At 39.0% G+C, this 23,415-nt stretch carries 17 protein-coding genes; 2 read left to right on the top strand and 15 right to left on the bottom strand.

Going from position 1 to position 23,415, the window contains the following annotated elements; genetic code table 11:
- Window positions 1–40: 40 nt before the first annotated feature.
- From EHQ62_RS13485 to EHQ62_RS13415, 15 genes are all read right to left on the bottom strand, one after another.
- On the bottom strand, window positions 41–922 hold the full coding sequence (locus EHQ62_RS13485; protein ID WP_135643555.1) for a transglutaminase family protein: 882 nt from the start codon (window positions 920–922) through the stop codon (window positions 41–43).
- The gene (locus EHQ62_RS13480; protein ID WP_135643553.1) at window positions 915–3,449 is read right to left on the bottom strand and encodes a circularly permuted type 2 ATP-grasp protein; all 2,535 of its coding nucleotides are present in this window, start codon (window positions 3,447–3,449) and stop codon (window positions 915–917) included. The genes EHQ62_RS13485 and EHQ62_RS13480 overlap by 8 nt, the downstream gene beginning before the upstream one ends.
- Window positions 3,449–6,706, bottom strand: coding sequence for a transglutaminase family protein (locus tag EHQ62_RS13475; protein ID WP_135643551.1), 3,258 nt, complete (start codon window positions 6,704–6,706; stop codon window positions 3,449–3,451). The genes EHQ62_RS13480 and EHQ62_RS13475 overlap by 1 nt, the downstream gene beginning before the upstream one ends.
- 2 nt (window positions 6,707–6,708) lie before the next feature.
- Window positions 6,709–7,677 (bottom strand): alpha-E domain-containing protein, encoded by a 969-nt coding sequence (locus EHQ62_RS13470; protein WP_135643549.1) that lies wholly within the window; start codon window positions 7,675–7,677, stop codon window positions 6,709–6,711.
- 9 nt (window positions 7,678–7,686) lie between these two features.
- On the bottom strand, window positions 7,687–9,111 hold the full coding sequence (locus tag EHQ62_RS13465) for a circularly permuted type 2 ATP-grasp protein (RefSeq protein ID WP_135643547.1): 1,425 nt from the start codon (window positions 9,109–9,111) through the stop codon (window positions 7,687–7,689).
- Window positions 9,112–9,288: 177 nt separating this feature from the next.
- Window positions 9,289–10,038 (bottom strand): SDR family NAD(P)-dependent oxidoreductase, encoded by a 750-nt coding sequence (locus EHQ62_RS13460; protein ID WP_135643545.1) that lies wholly within the window; start codon window positions 10,036–10,038, stop codon window positions 9,289–9,291.
- Between the two features lie 20 nt (window positions 10,039–10,058).
- Window positions 10,059–10,616, bottom strand: a complete 558-nt coding sequence (locus EHQ62_RS13455) for a YqgE/AlgH family protein (RefSeq protein WP_208720696.1) — start codon at window positions 10,614–10,616, stop codon at window positions 10,059–10,061.
- 8 nt (window positions 10,617–10,624) lie between these two features.
- Complete coding sequence (locus EHQ62_RS13450) at window positions 10,625–11,587, bottom strand: Gfo/Idh/MocA family protein (RefSeq protein ID WP_015677590.1); 963 nt, start codon at window positions 11,585–11,587, stop codon at window positions 10,625–10,627.
- Window positions 11,588–11,611: 24 nt separating this feature from the next.
- Window positions 11,612–12,739, bottom strand: coding sequence for a molecular chaperone DnaJ (gene dnaJ, locus EHQ62_RS13445; RefSeq protein ID WP_135643541.1), 1,128 nt, complete (start codon window positions 12,737–12,739; stop codon window positions 11,612–11,614).
- 22 nt (window positions 12,740–12,761) lie between these two features.
- Window positions 12,762–14,696 carry a molecular chaperone DnaK gene (gene dnaK / locus EHQ62_RS13440; RefSeq protein ID WP_135643539.1) on the bottom strand — a complete coding sequence of 645 codons (1,935 nt, stop codon included), beginning with the start codon at window positions 14,694–14,696 and terminating at the stop codon, window positions 12,762–12,764.
- Between the two features lie 23 nt (window positions 14,697–14,719).
- Window positions 14,720–15,292 (bottom strand): nucleotide exchange factor GrpE, encoded by a 573-nt coding sequence (grpE, locus tag EHQ62_RS13435; protein WP_015677279.1) that lies wholly within the window; start codon window positions 15,290–15,292, stop codon window positions 14,720–14,722.
- An 11-nt stretch (window positions 15,293–15,303) separates the two neighbouring features.
- Window positions 15,304–16,335, bottom strand: a complete 1,032-nt coding sequence (gene hrcA / locus EHQ62_RS13430; protein WP_135643537.1) for a heat-inducible transcriptional repressor HrcA — start codon at window positions 16,333–16,335, stop codon at window positions 15,304–15,306.
- A gap of 145 nt (window positions 16,336–16,480) precedes the next feature.
- Window positions 16,481–17,398 carry a sensor domain-containing diguanylate cyclase gene (locus EHQ62_RS13425; RefSeq protein ID WP_135643536.1) on the bottom strand — a complete coding sequence of 306 codons (918 nt, stop codon included), beginning with the start codon at window positions 17,396–17,398 and terminating at the stop codon, window positions 16,481–16,483.
- Entirely contained in the window at window positions 17,391–18,551 is a 1,161-nt protein-coding gene (locus tag EHQ62_RS13420; protein WP_425269539.1) for a glycoside hydrolase family 172 protein, read from the bottom strand. Before EHQ62_RS13420 ends, EHQ62_RS13425 begins: the two co-directional genes overlap by 8 nt.
- Before the next feature lie 163 nt (window positions 18,552–18,714).
- Window positions 18,715–19,197 (bottom strand): hypothetical protein, encoded by a 483-nt coding sequence (locus EHQ62_RS13415; RefSeq protein WP_135643534.1) that lies wholly within the window; start codon window positions 19,195–19,197, stop codon window positions 18,715–18,717.
- Window positions 19,198–19,227: 30 nt separating this feature from the next.
- On the opposite strand from EHQ62_RS13415, the gene EHQ62_RS13410 reads away from it, so the two are divergent.
- Both EHQ62_RS13410 and EHQ62_RS13405 read left to right on the top strand, forming a co-directional pair.
- Window positions 19,228–21,780, top strand: a complete 2,553-nt coding sequence (locus EHQ62_RS13410; protein ID WP_135643532.1) for a [protein-PII] uridylyltransferase family protein — start codon at window positions 19,228–19,230, stop codon at window positions 21,778–21,780.
- A gap of 1 nt (window position 21,781) precedes the next feature.
- On the top strand, window positions 21,782–23,410 hold the full coding sequence (locus EHQ62_RS13405; protein WP_135643530.1) for a glycoside hydrolase family 13 protein: 1,629 nt from the start codon (window positions 21,782–21,784) through the stop codon (window positions 23,408–23,410).
- The last annotated feature ends 5 nt before the right edge of the window (window positions 23,411–23,415 follow it).

The raw sequence follows: 23,415 nt of genomic DNA, 5'->3' as shown, positions 1-23,415 counted from the left end.
ATCTCCTTTCCGAAAATCGTGGAATTTATTTTTCAAAAGTTCATATTTGCTCGCGGATCACATCCACTTCTACTTTTAATTTGTGTTTACCTCCACCAAACAAAATTCCTTTTAATGGAGAAACATCTGAATAATCACGACCAATGGCAGTGATGATGTATTCTTCAGTAATGAGTTTTCCATTTGTTGGATCAAAATCAAACCAACCCAATGTAGAACAATAAACTGAGACCCAAGCATGAGTAGCATCACTCCCTTGTAATTTAGGTGTGCCAGGTGGAGGAAAGGTTTCTAAATAGCCACTTACATAACGTGATGGAATATTTAACGATCGTAAAGCGGCTATCATCAGATGAGAAAAATCTTGGCAAACCCCTTTCTTCTCAAATAACACTTGTTCTAGTGGTGTATTAATATTTGTGGCTTTCGGGTCATACTTGAAATTTTCAAATATAAATTTTGTTAATTCCAGTGCACCAAGCAAAACTGGTTTATTTTCCGTGAAAATAAATTTTACAAAATCAAAATACAATTGTTTTGAAGGAATAAAAGGAGATGGTTGAAGGAACTCGATCGCTTGTAAATCAGCATCCAGGGAAGATTCGTGAATTAAATTTTGAATATTTTCCCAAGGTGTCGATTTGCTTAAGTCAAAATCAAAACTTTGATGTGTTCTCACTGTTGATTCTACAACAACTTCAAGAAAACGATGGGGGTCCTCAACTGAAAATAGAAAAACTTGGTTACCGAAGTAGTCTCTTCGAAATGAGGAAACTACAGGTTTAGGATTCACTGTTACATGAGTTCGATAACAATCTTGATGATTGGTAGTGAGTGGGTACATGTGTGCCATATTGTGACAATAAGCGACCATATCATCATAACTATACTTGGTTTTATGAATCACTCGAAAATCAGCCATTTGTATCACCAATACGAGTTTGTTCTTCCGTATAATTGAAATAACGACTTGAAAGTGCATCAGACAATAATCTCAAGTATCCATGTAATTCTTCTAACCAAACAGACACAGACGTTAGAGGAGATTCGGATTCAAAGAAAATAGAAATATCTTTCATTTTAAAATGAGTGTATAATTGGAGTGCTGCTCGGTCTTCTGAGTATACAATCTTTTTATCTTTGCCAGGTAGATATTGTAAATCTGAATTGATTTGTTCTAATTGATAAGCCAAAGATCTAGGATTGGTAATATCAAATAACAAAATATCTAACACTGATTCTTGGTCTATTTTACCGGAATATCGCCTATTGTAAGTGATTCGAATGTCGCTGATTCGTAAAAATGTTTCAAAAGAAGATTTATCTTCAAAACTTTTCCATTGGATCATCCCTTGTAACATCAGAATCATGTTGATAGAACGTTCAATCCTTCTGCCTAAGTTTAAGAAATACCAACCAGCTTCACGGCTCATATTTTCAAAAGAGAGTCCCGTTAACGAAGACAAATTAACAATGATTTTTTGCAGGTAATCAATGATTTGGTCATAAGAATCAATTCCATGATTCGATTGGTCTTCTAAGTGAAGTAAAATCTTTTTCATATCATCAGAAAGTCTATCACGGACAGATTTAGATGCTAAAACCAAACTTCGAAGATGAAAACCTAAGCTTCCTACAATATTCTTATCTACGGTAAGTCGTTGTAATTCAGGGAATGGATTGGCAAAAAGTTCTCCAGAATCATCACCCAAAAATCCAGGAAAACTATTCGTTACATGAGTTACTAATTTTAGGATATTTTCAAGTGATTCCTTTTCATACCCATCTTCTACTTGTAATATTTTAAAAATTGCTTCACGTATAACTCTAGTTTGATTTTCTGATCGTTCTAAGTATCTCGCTAACCAAAATAGATTATCAGCAACACGACTCGGTACACCGGAGCTTTTTCGAGAGATCAAAATTTGATCTGATTTAGGAACAAGTAAAGATTCTTCTTTTTGGGTTTCAGTTGATAATACCCATAAGTCTTTACTCCATGCACCACGTTGGCTTGTGATAAAAAATTCATCAAGTGAAGGTGACACCCTAACGAGCCCACCAGCCATCGTTTGGTAACCAGATCCTGAGGAAGAAACAAAAGTTCGCATAATTGCCCTTCCAGGTCGAAAGCCACTTTCACCTAATACCGGTACGGTTGCCGATTCTATCATTTCCTGAGCAATGAATCGTTTTGGAGCAGAATACAGTTTTTCTAAGAATATGTCCTTTCGTTGGCCACTCAATTCTACAAACGTAACTGGTGTTTCTTCATCGGTACGAGAAACCGTTTTAAATACATACTTTTCTGGATTTTGGATGACCAATTGATAATGTTCATTGTTACCCAACCAATAGGTTGGTGCCATAGGCAATATCAAATCTTCGCCTAAATAGAATCTGCATAACTCTGAGTAAAATGGTAACAAAGCACGATTTTCTAAAAATCCCGTTCCAATTGGATTGGCAATTTTTACATTTCCAGAACGAACCGATTCTAATAACCCAGGTACTCCCAACAAAGAATCCCCTCTAAGTTCAAGTGGATCCATAAAATCATCATCCACTCGGCGTAAAATCAAGTCCACCTGTTGCAATCCTTCCACAGTCTTCATATAAACTTTATTTTTACGAACGGTTAAGTCTTCTCCTTGCACTAGGGTGTAACCTAAATAACCAGCAAGATATGCATGTTCAAAATAGGTTTCATTAGAAGGACCTGGAGTTAATAAGACAATGACAGGATCTCTTCCACTAACACCCGATAGCTGTGTGAGTGATTTTCGAAGAGAGCGAAAGTATACCGCAACACGATGGACCATCGCGTCGCGGTACATACTAGGAAAAATTCTAGAGAGAACAATTCTATTTTCTAATGAATAACCTGAACCTGAAGGAGCTTGAACACGATCGTTAAGAACGTAAAAATTTCCATCTGCTGCTCTGATCAAATCACAAACGAAAAATAATAACGCAGGATTTTTTGCTAAAAAGTGATTGGATTCGTACATCCCATCACATGCACGTAAAAAAGAGGATTCATTGAATAAAATCTCAGGAGGAATTTTTTTTTCGAATAAGAGTCTACGTTTTGAATATACATCTCGGATGAGTGCATCCAAAAGATCTGCCCTTTGGTTTAACCCACGTTCTAAAACTCGCCACTCTTCACTTTCCATTACCAAGGGAAAGAGATCCAATTCCCAAGGTCTTTCTTTGGCTTCCCTTTGTTCCGACTGGTATAAGTTATACGTTACTCCATTTTCACGTAAAATTCGATCCGTATCACGCCTACGATTGATTAGTTCTGCGGGTCCTAATTCTTGGAAGGATTTCACTAAAAATTTATATTTGTTACGAATCTGTCCTTCGGCATCATACAATTCATCGTACACACCTGGAATGGTTTTGTAATTGTCAATGAGATGATATGGATCTTTTGTCATCATTACTTAGAAGTAACCATTCTCAAATCCAATGTACATGGAAAGGCTTTATTTTCCAATCGGATTGGAGGTAAACTTTTTCCTATTTTGTGACCATGGGTCCAAAAACGAGAAATCCTTCTCGATTCTGCCTCATACCCATTGATGGGAATGGTTTGGTAGGAAAGCCCACCTGGATGGGAAACATGGTATGTGCATCCTCCAAGCGAACGATGATTCCAAGTATCATAAACATCAAAAACTAACGATTGCTGAGCTGGTAATTGTGGGTGAAGCGTAAAAACTGGATTCCAAGCTTTAAATCGAACTCCAGCAACAAATTCATTTTGAATAGAAGTTGCTTGTAGTGGAACTTCATAACCATTACAACTTAATTTGTAACGTTCCGGATGAAAACCTTTGATTTTTACTTGCACACGTTCTGTTGCAGAATCAACACCTCTAGATGTACCTTGCGAAGTATTTTCTTCACCTAACACATTCCATGGTTCTAACGCCATTCTCAATTCGATTTCCATTCCATCTAAATAACATATCCCATATTGTGGAAAACGAAACTCAAAAAATGGATCAAAATCTTTGGATAAAAATGAAAAACCTTGGTTTTGTAAGTCAACAATCACTTCTTTAAAATCGCGATACACAAAGTATGGCAACATAAATCGATCATGTAACTCAGTATTCCAATTGATTGGATTTCCATAATAGGGCTCCTCCCAAAACTTACAAATGATCGCCATCATAAACGCTTGTTGTACAATGCTCATTTGGTAATGGGGTGGCATTTCAAATGCTCGCATTTCTATCAAACCAAGCCGACCAGTGGGAGATCCTGGATCAAATAACTTATCGATCGATATTTCTGTTCTATGTGTATTGCCTGTAACATCAATTAAGATATTGCGTAACAATCGATCCAATAGCCAAGGAGGTGTAGTTCGACTCGAATCAATTTGTTGGAAGGCAATTTTTAATTCATGTAAACAATCACTTCTTGCTTCGTCAATCCTTGGTGACTGAGACGTTGGTCCAATGAACATTCCAGAAAATAGATAAGAAAGCCCTGGATGGTTTTGCCAATATGAAACTAAACTTCGAAGTAATGATGGTTTGCGTAAAAATGGACTATCTCCTACAGATTCACCACCTAACGTAATATGGTTTCCACCTCCAGTACCGGAATGCCTTCCATCAATCAAAAATTTTTCAGCTGTCAATTTGAGTTGGTAAGCTTCATCATAAAGGATTTTTGTTTTTTCAACAATTTCTTCAAACTGACTCGAAGGATGAAAATTCACTTCAATTACACCTGGATCTGGGGTAATTTTAAATCGATTCAATCGTGGATCATTTGGTGCTTCATAACCTTCGATGACAATGGGTAAATCAGTTTCCATTGCCGTTTGTTCAATGGCATAAATCAAATGTAACCAACCTTCTAAGGATTGAATGGGTGGTAAAAATACTCGTAAGTTCCCGTTCCTAGGTTCAACACAGAGGGCCGTCCGAGTATGAATTCCTCCCCACGAATAACTTACATTGGCCATGGACAATGGATATTGGCTTAATTCCTTAACTTTTGGTAGAGCAGGTTTTGGTGAATAAGGATCTTCTGGATTTGTATAATAGGATTTTCCACCTAACGATTGCAATGGAAGTCTTAATCCAATGGGTGAATCACCAGGAATCAAATACATCTTTCCCCTACGAAATTTCCATTCATCAGAAATCCAATTCTTTTGGAATGGATCAAAATCTAGAGGAAGTGCATAACCGACTTCCCGATGAAGACCTTGGTCTAAAATTTTTATGATTCGTTTTCTTTCTAATTCATCATAGGTATTTAAATTTTCTAATAAAGATTCGGTTTCTTCAGGTAAATTTGATTCCTGCCAAAGATAATACAAATTGTCTTCATAGGCAGGTAATACGGTATGCGAAGGTACTTTTAAATGTTGAACCAAACAGGAAATGAACTTTCGAGCGTCATCTGTATTTGCTGATCCAGTATAACGATCATCAGCCAATAAATGAGGATTAGTCCATATTGGTTCTTTATCTTTACGCCAATATGAGATCAATGCCCATCGTGGGATCGGTTCACCCGGATACCATTTTCCTTGTCCATATTGCAATAATCCGCCAGGTGCAAAATGTTTTCCCAATCGTTTGATGAGTTGTTCTGATTTCGAATATTTTTCAAATCCCAGTGCATCAAAATTCCATTCTGGAGCTTCTCTATTTTCAGTAGAAACAAATGTTGGTTCTCCACCTATTGTTAAACGAATATCATTTTTTTTAATTCGTTTATTGATCGTATCACCTAACTTTAATATACGATTCCAATCTTCCTCTAAATAAGGTAAGGTAACTCTTGGAGTTTCTAAAACCCTTTCCACATGCATGGAAAAGGAAAATTCCATTTTTGCTTTTTCAGCAAATCCGTAAATCGGTCCGGCTGACTCTGGTTCTGGTGTGGCCGCAAGTGGAATATGACCTTCTCCAGTGAACAAACCAGATGTTGGATCTAATCCTACCCATCCGGCTCCAGGCAAATATACTTCTGCCCAAGCATGTAGATCAGTAAAATCAACTTCTGTTCCCGAGGGACCATCTAATGGTTTTACATCCGCTTTTAGTTGGATCAAATAACCCGATACAAATCGTGCTGCAAGTCCCAAATGCCGTAAAATTTGAACGAGCAAATATGCTGAGTCACGACAAGATCCCATTCGTTTTAACAAAGTAGTTTCAGTCGATTGAACACCTGGCTCCATCCTGATCACATAACCGATGTCATGGTAAACCTTTGCATTTAGAGCAACGAGAAATTCGACAACTCGTTTTTGTTCAAATTTAATTGTTTTTAAATAGGAAGTTAATAACTTACCTGGTTTCTTAGGTTTTAAGTAAGGAGTGAGTTCTTTTTTTAAAATTTTATCGTATTGAAATGGAAAATTCTCAGCATATTCTTCTACAAAAAAATCAAATGGGTTGATTACCTTTAAATCAGTGACCAAATCCACTGCCACTTGTAAGATATTGGTTTTTTCAGGGAAAACCAAACGGGCAAGGTAATTGCCAAATGGATCCTGTTGCCAATTGAGAAATTTTTGTTCAGGCAGAATGTTTAAAGAATAAGATACAATATGGTTCTTTGTATGTGGTGCAGGACGTAATCGAATCACATGAGGAGAAAGTGAAATCGACTTATCATACTGATAGGTTGTAATGTGGGTTAAGGCAACTCGTATACTCATAATTAGTTGGTAAAAAATCGTTCAACTATCTTTGATCCGATTTGATTCAGTTCTATTTGTATATCATCCAGATATTCGTGTAATCCTTTGTCGAAAATGGATTTGATATTTTCAGATCGTAATCGATTTAGATATACCGTAGTCGCATCCTGCGCAGAATTGCGAGGTAATCCTTCCTTTAATCCGGAAATCTTTTCTAAAGCTTCCTGCATTTCTTGGATACAAAAGATAATTGATCTTGGAAATGTATCATTGAGAATTAAAAACTCGGCAATATCGGTTGGATCAATTTTTTTATACTTACGATTGTACATCTCATGCGCACTGGCGGACTTCAACAAAGATAACCATTGTAAGAGATCCAAAGTGGATCCAATATCATGAATGGAAGGAAGTAAGATGAAATACTTCATGTCTAAGATCCGAGTTGTTTTATCTGCTCGTTCTAAAAACCTTCCGAGTAACGCAAAATTCCAAACTTCGTCATGGGAAATTGTTGCATCCGTGCATCCGTAAAAACTTTGGCAACTTTTCCGTACCGTACTCAGAAACTCAGACAAATCCATGGATAAAGTATCTCCATGTTCTCCCATAGATTCCATATAAAGTTTACGATAGTTTTTTACATAAAGATAAAATTCATTTAATACTTCCCACATGGAAGTAGAGATGTTTTCTCTGATAGTTCGTGCATTTTCACGTGCTTTAGACAAACATTGAAAAATAGAATTCGGATTCTCTTCATCAAAAGTCATAAAGCGAATCACATTGACTGGAGTTGGTTCAGAATATTTTTTAGCAAATAATTCATAATCGCCAGTGGTATGCACTAATGGCAACCACTGGTTTGGAACTTCTTCATTCAAATCCAAAGACAACTGATGGTTAACATCGATAAAACGGGAATAGTTTTCCGCCCTTTCAATGTACCGATTCATCCAAAAAACAGATTCGGCAACTCGGCTTAACATAAATACACCTTATCCTAAAACCCAGGTGTCTTTTGAACCGCCTCCCTGGGATGAATTCACAACGAGAGATCCTTTTCTTAACGCAACACGTGTCAAACCGCCTGGCATTACATAGATATCCTTACCGTACAAAATGAACGGCCTTAAATCCACGTGCCTAGATTCTATTTTATCAGAAATCAAAGTAGGTACTGTTGAAAGATTTAAAACTGGTTGGGCAATGTAGTTTCTAGGATCTGCTTTGACGAGTTCCTTAAAATCTTCTTGTTCTTGTTTGGAAGATTTTGGACCAATGATCATTCCATACCCTCCTGCACCATTGGCAGCTTTGACAACCAGGTTATGGATATTTTCTAACACATATTTTAAATCTGCTTCTTCTGAACAGAGATAGGTGGGAACATTTGGAATGATGGAATCTTCACCTAAGTAGTATTTGATAATCTTTGGCACATACGAATAAATTACCTTATCATCAGCAACTCCTGTTCCAGGAGCATTCGCAAGAGCCACATTACCTCTTTTGTATGCTTCAAATATCCCTTTGACTCCAAGTAAAGAATCTTCACGGAAACTTGAAGGATCCATAAATGTATCATCAATCCTACGATAAACCACATCTACTTTGCGTAGTCCTTTTGTGGTTTTCATATAAACTTTGTGATTTTCTACAATTAGGTCGGTTCCTTCTACTAAATAAACTCCCATCTTTTGTGCGAGAAAACTATGTTCATAATAAGCCGAATTGTAAACACCGGGAGTCCAAACAGCAATCACTGGATCACTTACATCTGTTAAATTTTCTAACATCGATCTTAGGTGGTAAGGATAATCATATACTTGTCTGATATTTAATTTTTCGAATAACTCAGGAAAGGTTCGTTTCATCACTTCCCGATTTTCTAATACATAGGAAACCCCCGATGGGCACCGTAAATTATCTTCTAACACATGAAAGGCGCCAGCGCCATCTCGAACCAAATCAGTTCCTGTGATATGAATCCAAATATCCTTTGGTGGTTTTAAACCAATACATTGTTTTAAATACCCAGTGCTTGACTGAATGATATCCAAAGGAATGATTTTATCCTTTAGAATTTTTTGTTCTCCATAAATATCGTTTAAAAATAAATTTAGAGCAAGGATCCTTTGTTTTAATCCTTTTTCGATATTGCTCCATTCTTCGCTGGGCACAATTCGTGGAATCACATCGAAAGGCATGATTCTTTCTTGTTCACCACCATCACCATACAAAGTAAAGGTGATACCAAGTGACATTAATGCACGTTCGGCGGAACTACTTCGTTTCAAAAGTTCTAATCCACCTAAACTTTCCATTTTTGTTTTCACAAAATCATAACTTTTACGTGGGAATCCTTCATTGGAAAACATCTCGTCATAGATATTTTTTGCGCTATAGTCTGCGATAAACATGGTTTGGCCTCTGCTAACTTAAATAGCAATATTTGTACCAAATGGAAAATCTGTTGGGAAACCAGGACTTTCGTGCCGATCCGACATAAGTTGGCTATCGATCGATTTAGTTCTGCTTAACTTTTAAGCAGGCAGTTCTAGGCTGGCGAATGGGTGTATAAATAAACTACAGATTGATTAAACTTCGTTGGTTTGTGGAGCCGAAGCCTGGGAAATTTTCTTCCTTTTTTCCAGTTTTAATCGAAAACCGTAGGAAATGGTTCGGAAAAAATAAGAAAATGGAAGGATTTGCAAAAAATAATTCCGTAGGCCCAAGGAAAAACTTTCATTTCGAGATCGTTTTGGGTGCAGGATCGATTTGAGGATTTTTTTTGCGAGTTTGGATGGGTTTGATTTCCCAGGAACTTCTGAAACAACACGAGAGAATTGAAACTGTTTTCCCGTTTGGTATCGATACGAATCCCAAAAATACGCAAACGCTCGTTTGGAAGAACCATACAATCCATATCCTGGTGTTGGGTACTTGATGATATCAGAACTAACAGTAATAATGTGGAGTCCAACCGTAATTAAATTTGTTAATTTTTGAATGGCAAAAATAGGAGCGAGTGAGTTTGTTTGGAATAGGTATTTGAGATCTGCCCAATTTTCCTTTTCATCCTCTGCATAAGAAAACTTTTCCGCATTCAGGATAAACACATCAATTTTATCCAAAGTTTCAATTGCTGATTCAATCAATCGTTCCATTTGGTCAGGTTTGGATGGATCAATTTTATACTTTTGCAAATTTACATGATTTGGAATTTCTTCAGGTCTTGTATCACCAACAACAACCAGCGCACCTTCTCCAAGTAACACCGATAAAAGTTCTTTCCCTAATTCAGAAGAACAATCGGTCAAAACAATTTTTTTCGAAGCAAGTTTCATATAAAATTGGTTGGTTTTTGTTAGTTGAGAGAAGGGTCCTTTGTGTGATCAACAAAGTATTTATAAATCCCACCTTTACTCCGAAGTGCATCCCGCCAAATCACTTCTGAATCATCTTCCCTGAAAACAACGGTATCATCGACTAAATCCGATACCACCCAAGACAATCTGTCAAATTCGCTTTCCAATTGTCCTGACGACCAACCTGCATACCCTTGTAATACTCTGAATTGGATATTGTCTGAAGATAACACTTCTAACATGGTATCAAAACTACGTGCCATATAGATTCCAGGAACCACTTCCACTCCTGGGTCGGCCGTTTGTTTTCCATTATGCAAAATGGAAACAAACAGATTGTCTACAGGTCCACCAGCATACACTGGTTTGTTGGAATGAACTGTGTCTGGAAGATTTTTGATGAGTGATTCCATGGTTTGGTCTGTTGGTTTATTTAAAACCAAACCAAAGGCTCCGTCATCATCATGGTCAACCATAAGGACAACGGATTTATGAAAAAAATCCTGAATCACACTAGAATTGGAAATGAGTAACTTCCCTCGCGTTGAATCAGGAATTTCTGTCATTATTTTTTGCCGTGAATTTCTTCTAAGATACGATAGGCCACTTCTAATGTTTTGATGTCTGAGTCACCTTTCACCATTGGCTCAGATTCACCTTTAATACATTTTACGAAGTGTTCATGTTCTTGTTTGAGTGGGTTATCTTTATGAACAAAGATTTTTTCCACAATGGATTCTTGTCTGTATTTGATTTCTCCACTTCCAAGTTGTGTGGTTGAACTTGCTTGTCTGTGTAATTCAATCTCTTGGTTGGTAAAATCTAAAAATACGTATGAATCTTTTTGGGAAATGTTAAGAGTTCTAATTTTTGCTTGGGAAGAACGTGAAGCGTTGAGCGAAGCCACACAACCATTGGCAAATTTTAAAACAACTGTCGCAACATCCTCATGATTGGACACAATGGATGAGCCAACTGCTTTCACTTCTGTGACTTCAGATTTCACAAGATTGAGAACGATGTCGATATCGTGGATCATCATATCCAGAACCACACCAACATCCGTGATACGGCTGTTGTATGGAGCAATCCTTCTTGATTCGATGAGGATTGGGTGCTCGGCAATTTTACCAAGTTCTAAAACAGCACCATTGAATCGTTCCACATGGCCCACTTGCAAAATCAAATTGTTTTGTTTTGCTAAGTTTACCAGTTCTTTGGCTTCTTCCACTGTTTGGGAAATTGGTTTTTCAACCAATACATGTTTCTTTTCAGTTAGCGCCTGTTTTGCGATTTTATGATGTAAGAAAGTTGGTGCAGCAATGATGATTGCATCCGTTACTTTCAATAATTCTTCAATCGTTCCAAATGCTTTTGTTTTATGTTTTTCAGCAATTTGTGTGGCACGTTCCGCATTGGCATCGAATATACCGACGAGTTCTGCATCGGTTAATTGTTTGGCAACGTTTACGTGGTACTGGCCCATATGGCCCGTACCAATGACTCCGAGTCGGACTTTTTTATCCATAGATGCTCTCAATATTTTAAAGGATCAGCGGAAAAACAACTTCGATTTTCCCCCGCTGCCGACCTTTTCGCCAGACTCACGGGCAAATTCTTCCATCAGTTCTCTCTGTTTTTTCGAAAGTTTTTTAGGAATTTCGACTTTGATGATGACGTGTTGGTCACCCTTGCCATATGAACCAAGGTATGGGATTCCATGCCCTTTTAAGCGGAAGATTTGTCCACTTTCCGTGCCCTCTGGGATTTTTAATTGGATGGTTTTTCCATCAATCGATGGCACTTCAATTTCGCCACCAAGACATGCCATGGACAAGGAAATCGCTTTTTGAACAATTAAATCATTACCTTGGCGTTCAAAGGTTGGGTGTTTTTTAATATGGGTTACCACATACAAATCACCACTTGGTCCACCATTTGGACCCGATTCCCCTTCACCGGAAACTTTGAGTCGGCTTCCCGACTCCACACCGGCAGGAATTTTTATATGAATGGTTCGCCTTTTCTCTGTTAGGCCTTCACCTTTACATGTTTTGCAAGGATTGGAAATGACTTTCCCTTTTCCCTTACAACGTGGACAAGTCGTCGTAACACTAAAAAATCCTTGTGTCCTTCTCACTTGGCCTGTTCCAGAACAATCTGGACAAACTGTTGGTGACGATCCTTTGGACGCACCAGACCCACTACAGTCCACACAAGTTTCGAGTCGTGGGATTTCGATTTTGTACTCTTTTCCAAGAGCAGCATCTTCTAAACTAACTTCTAAATTATAACGGAGATCTGATCCCCTTTGAGGACCAGACCTTCTTCCACCACCGCGGCTACCGCCACCACCACCGCCTCCGAAAAATTCACTGAAGATATCACCGAAGTCTCCAAAGATATCGGAGAAGTCAGTATAAGCACCGGCTCCATACCCTCCTCCTGCACCCGCGTTCACACCAGCTTTCCCAAATTGGTCATATGCTTGGCGTTTTTGCGGATCGCGTAACACTTCGTAGGCTTCAGTAGCCTCTTTGAATTTTTCTTCCGCTTCTTTATCACCCTTATTTTTGTCAGGGTGATATTTGATGGCTAACTTACGATAGGCGCTCTTGATCTCATCATCAGAGGCACCTTTCGAAACGCCTAATACTTCGTAGTAACCACGGTCGCTCATTGTTTTACTTCTTTATCTCTATTTATTTTTTGTCTTCATCCACGACAGTGTAATCAGCATCGACTACCTTCTCGCCACTTGCGTTGGAACCACTTGCACCTTGGCTCGCACCGGCACCAGCTTCTGCACCAGGAGCTCCTTGTTCAGGACCTGCTTGGCTATAGATTTTTTGTCCAATTTGCATTGCAACTTGTTGGATAGAGTCTCTGGATGCTTTCATACGTTCGAGGTCACCAGATTCCATTGCTTCACGGCCGCGTTTGATTTCGTCCTGAGCTCTTTGTTTTTCTGATTCGTCGAGTTTGTCTGCTGATTCTCCAATGGTTTTTTCCAATTGGTAAACAATGGCTTCCAATTCGTTTTTGGTGTCAGCCGCTTCACGAAGTTTTTTATCTTCTTCTGCGTGAGCTTCTGCATCTTTCACCATCTTTTTGATTTCTTCTTCAGATAATCCGGACGATGATTCAATACGAATTTTTTGCTCTTTACCTGTTCCCAAATCTTTTGCAGACACGTGAACGATACCGTTTGCATCAATATCAAATGTCACTTCGATTTGAGGTACACCTCTTGGAGCTGATGGAATTCCCACTAAGTCAAAACGACCAAGAGTTCGGTTGGCACTTGCCATTTCTCGTTCCCCTTGTAACACATGAACCGAAACAGTTGTTTGGTTGTCTGCCGCAGTGGAGAACACTTGAGACTTTCTTGTAGGGATGGTTGTATTCCTTTCGATGAGTTTTGTCATCACTCCACCAAGAGTTTCGATTCCAAGTGAAAGTGGAGTGACATCCAATAACAATACATCGGTTACATCACCTGCAAGGACTCCCCCTTGGATCGCAGCTCCAATTGCTACCACTTCATCAGGGTTTACTGATTTGTTTGGTTCTTTTGCAAAAATTTCTTTTACAAGAGCTTGTACTGCCGGAATACGAGTGGATCCACCCACAAGGATGACTTCATCGATTTCACTTGCAGACAAACCTGCATCTTTTAGTGCATTTTGGCAAGGGATACGAGTTCTTTCTACAAGAGATCTTGTGATTTCGTCAAACTTTGCTTTGGTGAGTGTCATGTCCAAGTGTTTTGGACCAGACGCATCAGCAGTGATGAACGGAAGGTTGATTTGAGTGGAAGATGTTCCAGACAACTCGATTTTCGCTTTTTCAGCAGCTTCCTTCAAACGTTGTACAGTGTTTTTATCTCCAGAAATATCAATTCCAGTTTGTTTTTTGAATTCATCGATCATCCATTGCATGACCACGTTATCAAAGTCGTCACCACCTAGGTGAGTGTCACCATTCGTAGATTTTACTTCGAACACTCCGTCACCAAGCTCAAGGATCGAAACGTCAAACGTTCCACCACCTAAGTCATATACGGCGATTTTTGCATTGGTTTTTTTCTTATCAAAACCGTATGCAAGAGCCGCTGCCGTTGGTTCATTGATGATACGTTCTACCTCAAGTCCAGCAATGCGGCCTGCATCTTTTGTTGCTTGTCTTTGTTCGTCATTGAAATAAGCGGGAACAGTTACGACTGCCTTTTTTACTTCATGGCCAAGAAAGTCTTCTGCCGTTTTTTTCATTTTTTGAAGTACACGAGCCGCAATTTCTTGTGGAGTGAACTCACCAGAAACGGTTTCAAATTTTACACCGTCATTTCCAGCACGGATCACTTTGTAGGATACCATCTTTGCTTCGTCACCAGCTTCGTTAAAACGACGACCGATGAATCGTTTTGCCGAACGAATTGTATTCACAGCATTTGTGATCGCTTGGTTTTTTGCAAACTGACCCACAATGGTTTCACCCTTTGCTGTAAAAGCAACGATCGAAGGAGTCGTTCTTGCCCCTTCAGAGTTTTGAATGACAACTGGATCACCACCTTCCATAACCGCTACACAAGAGTTAGTGGTTCCTAAATCGATACCTATGATTTTTTCCTTAGACATAGTCTTTCTCCTTCTTACTTATATTAACTTTGTGGTTTTCCCACTTTCACTCGTGCAGGACGAATCGATTGTTTGTTTTCACCTTCTTCATGGTAATAACCAGCTTGGTAGGTTTCCACTACAGTCTCTTCCGTATACTCAGCACTTTCCTCGGAAGCAATTGCTTCCATTAACATTGGGTCAAACGGCATTCCCTTTGGGTCCAAACGTTTGATTCCTTCCTTTTCCAAAACGGAATAAAATTCCTTTTGTACCATCTTGATCCCTTCAACAAAGGCGACCACTTCCGGTGTTTGGTTTGGAACATTGGATACACGTTCCAAGTTGTCCAAAGCACTTGTGAGTCCTTCTGCAAACTTTTTGATGGATTCTTTCCTAGCGTTTAACAAGTCGTTAGCGGTTCTTCGTTTGTAGTTTTGGAACTCCGCACGTTCTCTTAACCAAGAGTCTTTTAAAGTCTCGATTTCCTTTTTGGCGTTATCGAGTTCTTTTTCAGCTCCCTCTACCGCTTGTTCAATGGCTTCATCAGAAATGGTTTGCCCCTCTTCGACTTGCACATTTTGATCTTCTAGGGATTGGTTCGTTTCTTCTGCCATTTCGCCTCCTACTACCTGCTCAATTTCGTTATCATTTCTGAAACTAACTTTGAAGTGAATTCAATCAAAGGTAACGCTTTGTTGTAATTCATCCTCTGAGGACCAATGATTCCCATGGAACCGATCCTCTTTTCACCCATACGGTAATTTGTTGTAATGATGGTAACACCACCTAACTTCTCATTGCCGTCTTTTCCGATAATTGTGTAAACACCATCCATCGGAACATACTCACTAAAAAAATCTTTGAGGAACTGTTTTTCATCAAATAGATGCAGGATGTTTTCTAATTGTTCCTCTTCATCCTTAAAGTTTTCGTATAAATTTTTCAACCCGTCGATATACAAGTTATCAACTGATTGGCTATCTGTCCCCATTGCCCTCGCAATGGATGGAGCGAACAAAGAAAAACTTTCTGGTCCTTCTTTTTTCAACATCATCTGAGGGATCAGATTACTTTGAATTTCATGAACATCAAATCCCTTGACGTTATCATTCAAATACCTTGAAATTTGGTACAAACTCTCTTGCGAGATGTGAAAATCGAAAAAGATATTCCGATTGAGCACAGTGCCCGACCGCATCACAAGGATCATCAGAACTTCACCACCATTCACATGGATGAGTTCTATATGTTTGAGTGTATCAAGTGATCCTTCCGGACCAAGTACCACACTCGCTGATTGCGAAAGAGAAGCTAACACCTTGGAAGTAGCAATGAGAACTTGGTCCAATCGAAATTGCATCCGTAGATACTCTTCCTGGATCCTTTGTTTCTCACGCATCGTGAGCTCAAAGAGAGTCACAAGGCTATCCACATACAACCGATACCCACGTTCCGTTGGCACACGGCCACCAGAGGTATGACGGGCTACAATGAAACCCATGTCCTCTAGTTCCGCAAGGCAAGAACGTATGGTGGCTGGTGAAAGGCCGATATCGTATTTTTCCGACAAGGTTTTGGAGCCAACAGGTTTGTTGTCTGAAACAAACTCCTCTACCAATGCTTTCAAAATGGAACGATGTCTAGGGGAAAGGTCCATAGCCTCCAAGCACTTCCTTTAGCACTCTGATGATTAGAGTGCTAATCTATGCTTAAAGTTTACGGATTTCCGTTTTTTTCGTCAAGCAAGATGTCGCCCAGAGTTGCGAAATTTAGCAGACTTTCTAGGAAACTGCCAATTTTTTTCAAACAGGGTAGACTTGGATCCGGTTTCTGCCGTGGTTTTTTGCCTGGTAAAGGGCAATGTCAGCAAATTTCAGGACCTCTTCTGGTTTTTGGATGGGGTGGACCTTGGTGTAACCAATGCTCAGGGTGATATTCAAATAAAAATTATCAAAGATGAAAAACCGATGGGTTTCCACCGATTCACGGAGGCGGTCAAGGACGATGGTAGCACCTTCTGTGGTGGTATCCGGCAAGATACAGCCAAACTCTTCCCCACCAAGCCTACCAACCGTGTCTTCTTCCCGCAGACAATCCACAAAGATATTGGCCATTTTTTTCAGGACTAGGTCCCCAATGTCATGGCCGTAGGTGTCGTTGATCACTTTGAAATGGTCAATGTCCATCACAGCAAGCACCGATTCTCGGTTACGGCGTTTCACTGTGGCGATGGTTTTTTGTAGGGTATCGGCAAACGAACGACGGTTTGGCAACATCGTCAATTCGTCCATAAAGGCCAATCGTTTCAAACTATTGATGAGGACATTCTTTTGTTCCTCTAATCGCCTACGTTCCCTTACATCACGGATGATGGCAGCATAGTATTCAATGTTTTCTTTTTGGATCGTAAACGCACGAATTTCCACAGGAATCGTACCTTTTGGTTTGGTGATGAGTTCTAATTCTTTTAAAAAACCTGCAATGTAATGTGCATCATTTGAACTCACGAAGGCTTCAATCGAAGTTTGTTCACCTTTTTCATTGGGTGGGAACAAAAAAGAAAACGATTTTCCAATCAATTCACTTTCCGAATATCCAGTTAACGTTTGTAAGGCTAAATTACTAAATATAATCTTTTGGTTTGTATCTAAAACGACAATCGAATCAATCGATTGGGAAACTATTTCCTTTGACAGAACATCTGTTTTAAAATCATTCATTTCCCCAAATTTCCCCATTTCCTTTTTCACTTCGGAATGAATCCCGCCATTTGTGAATATGACGAAAATTGATCTCAGGTTGGTTCACCCTGAATTCTTTTTTCGGCAAAACCTTCATTGGTTTTGGATTCAGACTCTGATACCAATAAGCAACAGAGATCAAATCTAAGGTCAAGGAATTTGCGTGACCATGTTCGAGTAAGAATAGGAAATTTTTTTCAAAACGGATAGGGGATTCTACCCAAAAACGATACAAATGGGTTCTACCCAACCAACCAATCGAATCAGACACTCTCGGATAACCAAAATAAGGGTGCATAAACACTTCTTTTGGTGACCAAGCTGTATTAAATACATCTTCGGTTCCTGTTCCTTTTAGTGTAGCGGTTGTTTGGTTGCCATCAATGAAAATCAAATCATCTCCTTCGCCATACCACAAGGGTGTAGGAGAATCCACATATAAATTCAGGCCAATGAATTGGCCTTTTCCTTCCGTTTCGAGGACAGTGAAATAATTTTCTTTTTTGAATTTTGTTTTTTCCATTTCGCCAAGGAGTGACCATTCGTTTTCCCTTTGGTTCGAAGTGTTTGGTTTAGTGATGCTCCGATTCCACTCGGCATGGAATCGTAAGGGAGATTCAAGTGGTGATTTCCATTCTTCATAATCAATGTAAAAATAAAAATTGCTAATATCTTCCTCAGATTCGTTTTCAATTTGAATTTTGGCACCTGATTCAAAGGGCATCGGAAAATAGGAATTCATTGACTTACCTTTTTTTGGGGCCGCAACCAGTGGCAAAGAATTGAAAATGTACTCTTCCCCCCAACCTTGTCCAAAAAATTCACCTAACGGAACAACAACGGAAGCATGTGGGTGGTTGTCCCAAATCATACGGATCACTGCATTTTTACGTGCCATTGGGTCTTTACTTGCCAAAGTCATCCAAATGTGTTTGATCACACCTCGGCCTTTGATTTCAGCAATCGTAACCGTTTCCTTTTTGGGAATTTTGATAAAATCATCATTCCCATTCGTTGGATCGGCACTTGAGATCCTTCTATTGGTGTATGTTTTTTCTTTCCAAATAGAAGATTCCCATCCATCGGCTACGGTTGGTAAGGTGACACAAACAAAAAGAACACTTACAATCATCAATTTGGATAAAGATGGTATTTCTGAAAAAAAATTAGAAATAGGATGTATGTTTAATTTTCTTTTGGTGAACGATTCCAGTTTCCATTCGATTTTGTTTTGCTGTTTCATATGCTTTTGTTTTTGGTCCAAACGATCATTTTTCGAGAGATGATGTCCAACCCTACTTTTGCCCTGATGCCCTTCTCACAAACCATAGAAACACTCCTGCTTGCACCAATGACTGTAAAAAGATTTCAAATAATACATAGAAATGGATGGAAAGTGTAACTTCAGAAATCATAAAGACCATCCCTTCCAAACTCCCCACAGCAGGTGAGATGGCCGCAAGTCCTCCAAGCACGGTTCGCATCCAAACCAGTACAAACATTTGTTTGCCGTAACTTTGCATCTGGAACCAATCCCAAATGGTATGGATAAAACCCACCATTAAGAAGGCTTGGAAAACTAACGCTGGCAAAAGCCAAGTCATTGCCCTTGACCAAGCAGCCCCGTCATTTTCAGTCACTAAAAAGAGAGGGAAGACAGCAGATTCACCTTCGTAATACCCTTTCATCACCAATTGGAAGTAAGGGATTGAAACAAAAAGATAAGCCAAAAGATGACTGAAAATAAACTGAATTGTGATTTTAATCTTCGGATTCATGTTAAAGTTGTCCAATAGGGTTATCTTTACATGTTGAAATCAGAACTCAAGGCAAAACTGCAACGTACCTTTCCAAAAGCAAAAACTGTATCTTCTGGAAGGTTGTTTACCCGTCAGTTGAGTAACCTTGTGGACGATTCCTTACGACAAGTTTTTATGGAAGTGTCCAATGGAATCCCCATAAAAGACCACCTTTGCCTCATTGCCGTAGGAGGTTATGGAAGACGGGAACTTGCCCCCTATTCTGATATCGATTTATTGTACCTTCATGATGGAAAACTTTCTGACAAAGTTTTAAGCGAAATCATCTCCAAAATCAATACCTTTCTCTATAACAATGATAAGGAAGTGGGGCATAGTTGTCGCACGATCAAAGAATCATTTTTGTATTTAAACCAAATTGAAACTTACCATGCGGTACTTGATGCTCGATTTTTAGTTGGTTCTGAAATTCTCTTCCAAAAATTTAAAAACGATTTTCTTGGAAAAATTCCTGAAAAATTCATTAAGGAATACAATGAATGGAAACTTTCTTATCTCAGAGAAAGGATCATTAACTCTTACAATCCAATTCTTTTGTCAGAACCCAATATCAAAAACGATCCTTTGGGCCTACGTGACATCCAACAGATGTATTGGATTGAAAAAACAAATCCACTCGCTGACAGTGCCGATGGTGGGATTTTTGATTTTTATTTGATCGGTGATAGTTTAACCCTTCTTTCGGCTTATGATTTTTTACTCCTGACAAGATCCGCCTTACACATCATAAGCGGTCGAAAAAATGATCGGTTGGATTTGGGATTACAGGCAGAAGTGGCGGAGTTCTTAGGATTTGGTCCAAAAAACGAAATTAAAACATTAGAACGATTTATGAGCCAATTTTATAAGGCACAAAAGGATGTGTACTTTTATATTGGAACCTATTTGGATGAAAAAACGAATCTCAACAAAAAACGGATTCATAAAGAACTTTCCAATCCTGATACTCTTTATGATGACATCATCCAATTTTTTGCAGAATCCCAAAAGAATGAGGAAGAACCATCGCGGATTGATTTAAACGAAATTCGTTTTGCTTCTCATTTTTTGGATGATGATTTCAAAAATCAAAAATCGGTACTCGATTGTTTTTTAGGAATGCTTCGCCACAAAAAAAGAATTGGGCATACCCTCACCCTCATGCATGAATGCAATGTATTAGGGAAACTCATTCCAGAATTTGGAGCCTGTACAAACTTTCCTTTATTTAGTTACCACCACCAGTACACAGTCGACGAACATACCTTACTCATCTTACGAGAATTAGATGTATTGATTGCTGATTTATGGGAAGACCCACAAGTACAAGAAGTATTCAACGTCTGTGAAAAAATTGAAATTCTGGCTCTTGCCATCCTTATCCATGATGCGGGAAAAGTGAAAGAAGGGGACCATTCCCAATACGGAGCAGAACTTGCCTTAATCATTGCAGAAAGATTTCGGTTGTCAGAAGAAGATACAGAACTCTTACGATTTTTAGTCGCAGAACATATCATCATGTCGGAACTTTCCTCCAAACGAGATATCTATGACCCAAACCTCATCTCATCCTTTGCAAAACAATTTTCCAATCAAAACACCTTGCGATTGTTATATGTTCTAACCATCATCGATACAAAATCCGTTGGCCAATCTGTTCTCACCAATTGGAAAAAAGAAATTTTACATTTTCTGTTTACCTCAACTCTCGCTTACTTACAAAACAAATCGAATGTATCTGATACCCAAGAAAGGATCGAAACAACTTTAGAAACTTACTTAGTTGAAAAAGAAGGGCTCACATCCGAACAATCGGAACAAATCGTAAACTTTGGGATGCAAATTCGACCCAGTTCTTACTTAAATTACAATACACCACGTAGAGTGTACCAACATTTTATTTTGTTACACGAATGGATTCAGTCAGGCTCACCGTTCCGATTGTTATCAGAAAAAGAACCTGCTTTTGTCACTTTGTCGATATTTGCAAATGCCGACAAACGGATGTTATTGTATTTATCAGGAATTATTTCTTCACTCGGACTCAGTTTAGTGGGACTTAGGCTTTTTCGCACAAACAACGAACATTTGATTTTGCAGGCACAAATCACGGATGAGTTTGGAAGTGGAGAAATCGCCGAACAACAGATCATCGAAATTGAATCCACTCTTGGCCAATGCATCGAAGGAGTTGTGAACATTGAAGACTTGGCCTCAACAACCAATATCTGGAAAACATTACCACAAATTCCAGATGGAATGGTGGAAGAATTGGTTAAGTTTGCAAATGATGTATCGGATACGTATTCTGTTTTAGAAGTAAGAGTTCCCGACTCAATCGGGTTAGTGTATCGTATTCTAAAAACCTTAATTGATTTTGAATTGGAAGTAATCTTTGTTAGAATCTCAACCAGTGCTGATTTTGCATATGACTCCTTTCATATCCAAACCAAAAATGGTAAAAAAATAGAAGATACAGGCCTACTCCTCTCGATCAAAGAAAAAATTCTCTCGGTGGCAAGGGTCAAAGAAAACCAAGGTATCATGGAGATTAGTTTTTAATATGGCATGGTGGAAAGAAGCAGTCATCTATCAAATTTATCCACGTAGTTTCCAAGATTCCAATGGCGATGGAATCGGTGATTTAGATGGAATCACGGAACGATTGGATTATTTAGCAGGTTCCAAAGATTCCCTTGGCATTGATGCGATTTGGTTATCACCTGTTTATCCCTCGCCTATGTTTGATTTTGGGTATGATATTTCTGACTACGAAGAAATAGATCCCGTATTCGGAGACATTCAATCCTTTAAACGCCTGTTAAAGGAAGCGCACAAACGTGGAATCCGAATTATTATGGATTTGGTGGTAAACCATACATCTCATCTCCACCCTTGGTTCATTGAATCCAGATCTTCTGTCAACAGTCCCAAACGTGATTGGTACATTTGGAAAGAACCTAGCCATAATGGTCCACCGAATAATTGGTTAGGAGCTTTTGGAGGTTCAGGATGGGAATATGACAAACGAACTGGTGAGTATTATTTCCACTCCTTTTTAAAAGAACAACCTGACCTCAATTGGCGTAACCCAGATGTGGAGGACGCAATCTTTCGGATGATGAAATACTGGCTCGATATGGGTGTGGATGGATTTCGTTTGGATGTGGTGAATCTTTATGTAAAAGATGAATTCTTTCGGAACAATGCTTCTTATTTTATGAAAGGCCCAAGGCCTTACGACAAACAAGTACATACTTATGATCGGGACCGCCCAGAAATGCATGGCATTCTACGTCGCATGCGAAAACTTCTAGACTCTTATTCCGAAAAACGCATGTTTGTTGGTGAAATCATGCAAGATTTCCCTGGAAATGTTTTGTTACCAGCTACATATTGTGGCCGAAATGATGAACTCCACCTTGCATTCAATTTTATGTTTTTATTTTCCTCTTGGAAAGCAGAACGTTTTTTCCAAATTGTGAAAGATTTTGAATCTGCTCTTGGGGAAGACAACTGGCCTAATTATACATTGTCCAATCATGATTTCCCTCGTCACATCACTCGTTATGAAAAAGGGGAACATACATTGGATCGAGCAAGGCTTGCCGCCTGTATGATGTTAACCTTACGAGGAACACCATTTCTGTACTACGGTGAAGAAATTGGAATGAAACGCCAAAAAGTCCCGTTTAACAAAATCCAAGACCCTGTTGGAAAGCGGTATTGGCCATTCCATCCAGGCCGTGATCCAGAACGAATCCCGATGCCTTGGGACGGATCCGAATCCACTGGATTCACAACTGGAAAACCTTGGTTACCCCTTTACGCAGAGGCGAACACAGTTAATGTGGAAGCGCAAAAACAAGATCCGAATTCTCTTTTTTATACATATAAAAAACTAATCCAAATCCGAAAAGATCGCAAATCCCTCCGAAAGGGAAAACTAAAGATTTTACTCAGTTCCGATAAACAAGTGCTATACTATAGAAGGAGAGAAGGAAAAGAAGAAACTTATATCTTTTTGAACTTTTCTTCCAAACCTGTTAGTGTTTCTTACCCAAGGAAATGGACACTGAATCAAATTTTATTCAGTTCCAAAAATCGAAGTGCATCTTTTGAACTAGAAAAAGAGTTGGATACAGGTGATTTGGTCCTACTTCCCAATGAAGCGGTGATTTTTGGGAAGTAGTATCC

This window comes from Leptospira jelokensis (genome assembly GCF_004769635.1).
Taxonomy (GTDB): Bacteria; Spirochaetota; Leptospiria; order Leptospirales; family Leptospiraceae; genus Leptospira_A; species Leptospira_A jelokensis.
This window is presented reverse-complemented; position numbering and strand designations above follow the sequence as displayed.

Coding starts and splice junctions, on each gene's coding strand:
- EHQ62_RS13485 (WP_135643555.1), bottom strand. CDS start 922: ATGGCTGATTTTCGAGTGATTCATAAAACCAAGTATAGTTATGATGAT.
- EHQ62_RS13480 (WP_135643553.1), bottom strand. CDS start 3,449: ATGATGACAAAAGATCCATATCATCTCATTGACAATTACAAAACCATT.
- EHQ62_RS13475 (WP_135643551.1), bottom strand. CDS start 6,706: ATGAGTATACGAGTTGCCTTAACCCACATTACAACCTATCAGTATGAT.
- EHQ62_RS13470 (WP_135643549.1), bottom strand. CDS start 7,677: ATGTTAAGCCGAGTTGCCGAATCTGTTTTTTGGATGAATCGGTACATT.
- EHQ62_RS13465 (WP_135643547.1), bottom strand. CDS start 9,111: ATGTTTATCGCAGACTATAGCGCAAAAAATATCTATGACGAGATGTTT.
- EHQ62_RS13460 (WP_135643545.1), bottom strand. CDS start 10,038: ATGAAACTTGCTTCGAAAAAAATTGTTTTGACCGATTGTTCTTCTGAA.
- EHQ62_RS13450 (WP_015677590.1), bottom strand. CDS start 11,587: ATGGATAAAAAAGTCCGACTCGGAGTCATTGGTACGGGCCATATGGGC.
- dnaJ (WP_135643541.1), bottom strand. CDS start 12,739: ATGAGCGACCGTGGTTACTACGAAGTATTAGGCGTTTCGAAAGGTGCC.
- dnaK (WP_135643539.1), bottom strand. CDS start 14,696: ATGTCTAAGGAAAAAATCATAGGTATCGATTTAGGAACCACTAACTCT.
- grpE (WP_015677279.1), bottom strand. CDS start 15,292: ATGGCAGAAGAAACGAACCAATCCCTAGAAGATCAAAATGTGCAAGTC.
- hrcA (WP_135643537.1), bottom strand. CDS start 16,335: ATGGACCTTTCCCCTAGACATCGTTCCATTTTGAAAGCATTGGTAGAG.
- EHQ62_RS13425 (WP_135643536.1), bottom strand. CDS start 17,398: ATGAATGATTTTAAAACAGATGTTCTGTCAAAGGAAATAGTTTCCCAA.
- EHQ62_RS13420 (WP_425269539.1), bottom strand. CDS start 18,551: ATGATTGTAAGTGTTCTTTTTGTTTGTGTCACCTTACCAACCGTAGCC.
- EHQ62_RS13415 (WP_135643534.1), bottom strand. CDS start 19,197: ATGAATCCGAAGATTAAAATCACAATTCAGTTTATTTTCAGTCATCTT.
- EHQ62_RS13410 (WP_135643532.1), top strand. CDS start 19,228: ATGTTGAAATCAGAACTCAAGGCAAAACTGCAACGTACCTTTCCAAAA.
- EHQ62_RS13405 (WP_135643530.1), top strand. CDS start 21,782: ATGGCATGGTGGAAAGAAGCAGTCATCTATCAAATTTATCCACGTAGT.